This window comes from Caballeronia terrestris (genome assembly GCF_001544515.1).
In the GTDB taxonomy this organism is placed as follows: Bacteria; Pseudomonadota; Gammaproteobacteria; order Burkholderiales; family Burkholderiaceae; genus Caballeronia; species Caballeronia terrestris.
The window spans coordinates 1-1,738 of record NZ_FCOL02000343.1 but is presented as its reverse complement, the minus strand read 5'-3'; the positions used below and the strand labels follow the sequence as shown (position 1 = coordinate 1,738).

Here is a 1,738-nt window from a genome sequence, read left to right as displayed (position 1 = left end):
ACTTGGGTTGGAACCCCTCCCTCGATGGGGGGGCTGCGTGGCGGCAGCAGGCGCTGCGCGCTTGCCTAGACAGTGTCTTCGAGCAGGCCCAGCATCAGAGCGCGGCGTACCGCATGCTTTCGCGAACTCGCGTCGAGCTTGCCGAAAAGATTCTTCAGGTGCCATTTGACGGTCCCCTCTCCGACCGTCGCCGCACGCGCGATTTCCTTGTTCGTGAGATTGCGCGCCAGAAGCTCGAGGATTTCGCGCTCCTTCGGTGTCAGGACCACGCTCGGGACCGCGCGCGGTCCGTTCGTCTGCGCGCGCGTGGATGGCCGCATGATCTGGGGGCTCGCGAACGCATAAGCCGTGCCCTCGTCGCTCAGGCTTTGCGCCCAGTCGGCGAGCGCGGGATGGGCGTCGATCAGCGTGCGCTTCGCGTTGAAGGTCTGCGCGAGGTTCTGCGCTTCGAGCAGCAGCGCCCGGCCGTCACCGCCGCTCTGGTGCTCCGCGAATGCGCGCAACACCATGATCTCGATGCGGTAGCGGCCCATCTTCATCGTGTCGGCGAGGCGTTGGGCGAGCGCGAGCTTGTCGAGCGCGTGCTGCCAGTTGCGCGAGGCGATCGCCGCATCGGCGTGCGCCAACGCTTGTGGCAACGCCACCAGCTTGTGCCACAGCGCTCCTCGATCCACCGCGCCCGACACGATTTCGTCGATGCGCCGAACCAGCGCGTCGCATGTCTGTGCTCGATAGCGTCCAGCGTGCATGCGAACCTGCTCGGCAAGGCTCACCACGCACAGGCGCGGCAGTTGCCGGCTCATGCCAAGCGCATGCATGGCTTCGAGCAGGTCGAGGGCCCGGTGTTCCTTGCCACGGGCGGCGGCAATCCGCGCCGCGGTGCAATAGGCGAGCGCCACGGTCTCAGGGGTAGCGGCGCGCACCAGCATGTCGAGCCGGTTCGCGAGGAGCCCTGCCGCCTCGTCCACGCGATCGCCCTCGTAGGCGATCGCCGCGCAGGTCGCGGCGATCATGCAGGTAAGCGGATGGCGCCGGCCCAAGTCGTCCTCTGCGCTCGCCAGCGCTGGCACGAGGATATCTTCGGCGAGTCGCAACTGCCCCTCGTGCAGATAACTGAGTCCGACGATGTGATCGCCCCAGCGGATGACATAGCCGAGCCCCTTGCCGACTTCGCCGCGCTGCACGTCGTGCTGGAACTGGCGGGCCTGCGCCGGTTCGTCGAACAGCATCGCACGCGCGGCGAGCCGGTTAGCGTGAGCCTGCGCGAGCCACGACGCGCTCTCGGGCGGCGCTTCGGCCCACGGCTCGAAAAGCGCCACAAACCGGTCGGATTCGTCTGCGTAATACGCAGCCGCGCTGAGAATCAGCGCGCATTCGTAACGCAGCGTGGTCTCGCTGTCCGAGACGAAAATGCGCTCGACCTGACGCGCAGCTTCGTTATGGCGCTCGCCGAGCGCTAGCGCCCACGCCATGGCGAGCCTCAGGCGCGGACGCCGTTCCAGTTCCGTTTCCGGAATGAGCGCGAGCCAATCGAGCGCAGCACTCAACTGCCCCTCTGTCACGGCATGGTGCAGGCATCGTTCGGCTAGCTCATAGGCATCCTGGTGATGGCCCGCCGCGTGCGCGTGGCGCGCCGCCTCCTCAATCAGGCCGTGCGGGGCGAGCCAGGCGGCGGCGCGCTGGTGCAGTTCTGCGCGTTCATCCGCAGACAGGCGTTGGAAGCGGCCCAGAAGAACGT

Annotated in this window: 1 protein-coding gene; it reads right to left on the bottom strand. The window is 67.4% G+C overall.

Translation table 11 applies throughout. The features are described 5' to 3' along the window. Positions 1-65: 65 nt before the first annotated feature. The coding region (locus AWB67_RS37270) for a helix-turn-helix transcriptional regulator (RefSeq protein WP_235025587.1) at positions 66-1,738 on the bottom strand (1,673 nt) is incomplete at its 5' end.